General features: G+C 39.6%; 6 protein-coding genes and 1 pseudogene. 6 read left to right on the top strand and 1 reads right to left on the bottom strand.

Annotation, left to right across the window (positions count from 1 at the left end; genetic code table 11):
- Positions 1 to 544 precede the first annotated feature (544 nt).
- From FTT98_RS17210 to FTT98_RS17185, 6 genes are all read left to right on the top strand, one after another.
- Positions 545 to 1,501 (top strand): VacJ family lipoprotein, encoded by a 957-nt coding sequence (locus FTT98_RS17210; protein ID WP_180042360.1) that lies wholly within the window; start codon positions 545 to 547, stop codon positions 1,499 to 1,501.
- A 98-nt stretch (positions 1,502 to 1,599) separates the two neighbouring features.
- Complete coding sequence (gigA, locus tag FTT98_RS17205; protein ID WP_078192616.1) at positions 1,600 to 2,568, top strand: RsbU family protein phosphatase GigA; 969 nt, start codon at positions 1,600 to 1,602, stop codon at positions 2,566 to 2,568.
- Positions 2,569 to 2,680: 112 nt separating this feature from the next.
- Positions 2,681 to 3,199: an anti-anti-sigma factor GigB gene (gene gigB / locus FTT98_RS17200; protein ID WP_078189558.1), complete on the top strand. Its 519-nt coding sequence runs from the start codon at positions 2,681 to 2,683 to the stop codon at positions 3,197 to 3,199.
- Between the two features lie 30 nt (positions 3,200 to 3,229).
- A complete protein-coding gene (locus FTT98_RS17195) occupies positions 3,230 to 4,054 on the top strand; it encodes a carbon-nitrogen hydrolase family protein (protein WP_078192617.1) in 825 nt (274 codons plus the stop codon).
- 95 nt (positions 4,055 to 4,149) lie between these two features.
- Positions 4,150 to 4,575 carry an organic hydroperoxide resistance protein gene (locus tag FTT98_RS17190; RefSeq protein ID WP_111884709.1) on the top strand — a complete coding sequence of 142 codons (426 nt, stop codon included), beginning with the start codon at positions 4,150 to 4,152 and terminating at the stop codon, positions 4,573 to 4,575.
- Positions 4,576 to 4,778: 203 nt separating this feature from the next.
- Positions 4,779 to 5,171, top strand: a complete 393-nt coding sequence (locus tag FTT98_RS17185) for a DUF4951 domain-containing protein (protein WP_180042424.1) — start codon at positions 4,779 to 4,781, stop codon at positions 5,169 to 5,171.
- Positions 5,172 to 5,298: 127 nt separating this feature from the next.
- Here the strand turns inward: FTT98_RS17185 and FTT98_RS17180 are convergent.
- Positions 5,299 to 5,408, bottom strand: a pseudogene (locus tag FTT98_RS17180) (IS5/IS1182 family transposase); the annotation flags it as partial.

Raw genomic sequence — 5,408 nt, 5'->3', positions numbered from 1 at the left:
TTCAGTTTAAAATCAATAGTACATATAGTGTACCAATCTTGGCTCATCAATTACTGACAAAAATTTGCTCAAATAAACTTCGAGTAATTTCTACCATCAATCAATGAAAATAATTTCGATCGATCAACCAGTAAAAATCCACACAAGTTGTTCTTCATAATCTCTTAATGATCTTCTTGTTGGTTCGTCACCAGCAAGCTAGGTCGGCTATATTACTCTTTATTTCTAAAGAGTCAACCAGTAATTCAAATTATTTTTAAACTTATCAAATAAAACCCAACTTAATCAATTCAACCAAGTCATTGTTTTATCAGAAGTTTTAATCTTCATCACCGCCGATGGATGTGCATTCTACAGCATTTCTGATCCAACGCAACACCTTTTTTTAAATAATTATTTTGAGCGCACATTTTTCGCTCAAATTACATTTTTTCATTCATATTTTGATCAAATTTGGTTTAATAGTAATAAATCAAGATTATTTGAACGTTTTTACTTATTATACGGCAAACATTTTGCCGCGCTAAAAGCGTCAGGACTATATATGCGCCAAACTTCTTTTTTATATGCAGGATTATTGTCACTTGTCGTAACAACACCTGTATTTGCAAATGACGAGGCTTCAGCACCTGTTGCTCAGGACTCAGAAGCTGCCAATAAATCAAAAACACAACAACTTGCGCATGCTGCGATGGTCAAGTCATCTGAAGTTGCAAAAAAATTATCTGTAAATGCCAATGCAGCACAATCAGAAGAAGATAAAGACCCTTTCCAACCGATCAACCGGAAAGTTTACGCATTTAATGATTATTTAGATGTCCATATTGCCCGCCCTGCTGCTGTGCAATATGTCGCAAAAACCCCTAAGGATATACGTGAATCGTATCGTTTATTCCGTAAAAATTTGGGCGAACCTTGGAATGCGTTTAACCAACTCATCCAAGGACGACCGACACGTGCCGCAAAAAGTCTAGGTCGCTTTACTGTTAATACACTGACAACTTTAGGCTTTGCTGACCCTGCGAGTCGCCTAGGCCTAGAAACCGAAGATGAAAATTTTGGTGCAACTTTAGGATATTACGGTATTCCTTCTGGTCCTTATATTGTTTTACCGGTGCTTGGTCCAAGCACATTGCGCCAAACCGTCGGTCTAGCAGTAGATAGTCAAGGACGTCCACAGAAATATATGCTTAATGGTCATGATGTGGCGTATTGGTCTGAGCAAACTTTACGTGGAATCGATACTCGCGCTCAATTACTGGATATTGAAGGTGTATTGCAAGGCGATAAATATGCTCAAATTCGCGACATCTATTTACAACGCCTGAATTATTCAATTTCTGAGAAAAAAGGTATCGCTGAAGAAAACCTATTTATTGATGAAGAAGATGACGACATTGATGAATCTGAAGATAATTCAACAGACGTTTCATCTGATGATTCTACCGATTTCATTGATGATAGCATTTCAGATGATACCGACACGGTATTAACTGAATAAATAAAATTTTTCAATTGGCTGGTGTGGTTTTTACCTCCAGCCATCATTAGCTTGCTATAGTACACTTATTGTCTATCGAAGGATTCATCTAATTCTTTATGTATTTCATTCAACCTACTCGTGATATTCCATATTTAGATCAGGTACTTGATGCGCTTCCTAGCGTACAAATGATTAACATTGAAGATCTAGACTTGTATGATCCAACGATCATTGCAATTGCTGATGTTGCCGACTTTTTAAATCACCAATGGACACTTCCTACTATTGTGCTCGCTTTTGAGCATGAAGGTGCTGCATTGGCTCAAGCTTGGCAACAAGGCGCTTTAGCAGGATGGGTTTGGGATCATATCCCAACTAACCTTCAGGTGGCACTTACTAAAATTGATGCACAATACAAACGCAATCAAGATAGCCGTGATCTCCCTTCTGCTGCAGATTTGCAAAAACGTTTACTGCCCAATCCGATTGAACTCCACAACTATAAAATTGAAACATTCTTCCAGCCATCTGCTTATTTATCGGGTGATTGGTACGATTACTGGAAAATCAGTGATAAAGAAATCATGTTTTATCTTGCAGATGTATCTGGTCATGGGGTGACGAGTAGTTTACTGACCTCTTGGATGGCTGCTTTCCACGGTCGTTCAAAAACCCCGAGAGAACTCATCAAAAAGCTCAATGGCATGTTGGTTCAAGAAAATATTGAAAAGCACATTACCATGATTGCGGGAATACTTAATCTCGATACGCATGTCTTGAAATGGTCTAGTGCAGGCCATTATCCGCCGGCCATTTTATTTGAACCCGGTCTTCCCGCACGAATTTTAAATACCAGTAGCTTTCCACTTGGCTTAACTGAAGACCTAGAAGTTGAAGAGTTTGAATTCACCTTAAATCGTTATTCACGCTTTGTAATTTGCTCGGATGGCGCACTTGAACCTTTTGACGGTGGATTGAATGAACAGCTAGGTCAATTGGTCTATCACTTGCAAAATCAATCATTTCAAGCACCAGACCATGTTGCTGATGATATTGCCATCCTAAGTTTACGTCGAATCAATTAATCACGAAATCAATTACTTAAACCGAATACGACTTTCTGATCATACTCGGCTACTTGAGTAAGCTGTGCCCCTATGGGATAATTTACTATCCTTCTCTGCAAATGGCATTTATATGTCAACAGGTCATGTTGAATATGCAAGCTTGAACGGAACGCATATTTTTAAGCTTATTGGCGAAGTGCGTGCCCAATCTTGTATTAGTCTAGACAAGTTATTAAACAAAATTGAACAGCAACAAAATGTCGTCGGTGCAATCGTTGATTTAACCCAAACGACATTTATCGATAGTACTGTCCTTGGCATTTTGGCTAAACTGGGTTTGAAGCTCAAACAAGTTCACCATATCCAAGCGGTAATGTTGTCTACAAACTCTGATATCACAACGCTTGCCAATAGCATGGGTTTAGGTCAGGTGTTTGTTATTTTGAATTATTGTGGTGATCCAAGTGTATGCACTCGCGCACTTATGGAAGAACACATTACCCATAGCAATATGCTGAATACGGTTTTAGATGCACACAAAACGCTGATGAAACTAAATGATAGCAACCAAAATATGTTTGAGCCTTTGGTCAAACAACTGCAAAAAGAGCAGGACAATCTAGAGCAACCCAAGCAGCAAAATGTCTAATTTAGGTTAATCACAGCAGAGCCTCTTCGCATGACTTTACTTTCCGTTGCACAAATGAATTCTCAAAATAACATTGAAGATAACTTCAAAGTGATCGAATCATTGATGCAACAAAGTCAGGCTCAAGGTGCGAGTCTCATTGTATTTCCCGAAAATTTTGTCTGTTTTGCCGCAGGTAAACAACGCGAAACCGCGGCGCAATTTGAAAGTATTCAGCAGCGACTAGAACAACTCGCACATCGTTATCAACTTTGGATTGTTGCGGGCACACTCCCATGCCCTTATCGTCCAGATGGTTCAATCATTCAAGATGGCCGTGTCCGTACTGTCAGCCTGTGTATCAGCCCTGAACGTACCGAAGCACGTTATGACAAAATTCATTTATTTGATGTGCAAGTTGGTGACGCTGTCGGTGGCTATCAAGAATCAAAATTCTTTGAACCTGGTACTGAAACCGTAGTTGCAACAACACCTTTTGGCAATATTGGCCTGATGGTGTGCTACGACTTGCGCTTTCCTGAACTGGCTTTGAAACTTCGTAGCCAAGGTGCAAACATTTTAACGGCGCCTGCAGCTTTTACTTATACCACGGGTGAAATGCACTGGCAGCTCTTACTGCAAGCCCGTGCTATGGATAGCCAATGTGCTGTACTAGGAGCCGCACAACAAGGTTGGCATGGTGAAAAACGTCAAACTTGGGGGCATGCTGGAGCAAGCAACAGCCGTGGTCAAATTTTAGCAATCACCGCAGAAGAAGGCGCTCAACTACTCACGGTTCCTTTTGACTTAGACGAACAGCAACAGATTCGCGCATCTATGCCACTGATGCAGCACCGTGTTTTGGTTCAATATTGATTTTCACTCTGTATAAAATTACAAAAAAACTGAATATTATTTAAACAAAATCCCCCACGATATGATTTTGAACCATCATCTGAGGGATTAGAAAAATGACTTTAGAAAAAGCAGTTTATACAGCCCATGCAAAAGCCACTGGTGGTCGTGATGGTCGTGCAACGACATCCGATGGTCATTTAGATGTTCAATTGGCTGTGCCGAAAATTATGGGGGGTACAGGTAATGGTACGAATCCTGAACAACTCTTCGCCGCTGGTTATTCAGCCTGTTTTTTAGGTGCAATGAAATTTGTGTCTAACCGAGATAAAATTTCGATTACCCCTGCTGCCTACGTCGAGGGTGATGTTGGTATCGGCCCTATTCCAACAGGATTTGGTATCGAAGTGACGCTTAATATTCATCTTGAGGGTATGGATGCAAGCGAGGCACAGAAATTGGTCGATGCCGCGCATATTGTATGCCCCTATTCAAATGCCACCCGAAACAATATTAATGTCACTTTAAATGTTTTGACTTAAATCCATTTGCACCTATCTATACAAAGCACTGTTTTAATTCCTTATAAAATAGTGCTTTGAACTTTTTTGACTTCTACAAATCTACAGCTGAGCTCAAAATAAAGCCTTATCCATTTCCAATGCATTTAAATATTCTTATTCAGCTACCAAAACCTTGCTAAAATATATAATGATTATTATTTACATTCATTTGTTGATCTATGATGCTTAAACCTCTCCTTATCAGTACATTGCTAATCAGCGCATCCACACTAAGTTTTGCCGAATTAACCCTATCTGAAAAAGTCCGTCCTCAGATTAAATCCTTGGTCAATCCAGATATTCAACGTCTTGCGCTACCGCCAACACCGAACAACATGTCTTTACCTGCCTATGGTCAAGGCATCATTGGTTGGGGTACAGGCCCAGAAGGTGCTGCAGCGCGCTTAGCCAACATCACCAAAGCCGACGTTGAAAAGCTTAAAACTCAAGATGTCACTTTAGAGATGGTTCAAACTTGGCAAAAGTTTTATGAAAATGAAACGCAGCGCAATGCAGGTAACCCAACCGCGCCCATTCGTGCTGAATTGATGAAGAAAGTTGTCAGTTTGTGGTAAGTGAAAGACCGTACAGCCCATATTTTTGGGCTGTTTTTGTTCAAATTAAAATAAAAAATTATGAGACATTCGATAGAAAGAATAATGAATAAAATTTAAAAAATGTTTAATAGATTTCTTTCATAAGTCATTTTTCACTCAGCTCCAAGTTATAAATTCCAGCAATTAGATTGAATCTTAATGCTAGTCTTTTGCCTCGATTGCGATATCGCTCAGCAAGAATTTTGAAGGTTTTCA

The organism is Acinetobacter sp. YH12039 (assembly GCF_013420015.1).
GTDB classification, from domain to species: Bacteria; Pseudomonadota; Gammaproteobacteria; order Pseudomonadales; family Moraxellaceae; genus Acinetobacter; species Acinetobacter amyesii.
This window is presented reverse-complemented; position numbering and strand designations above follow the sequence as displayed.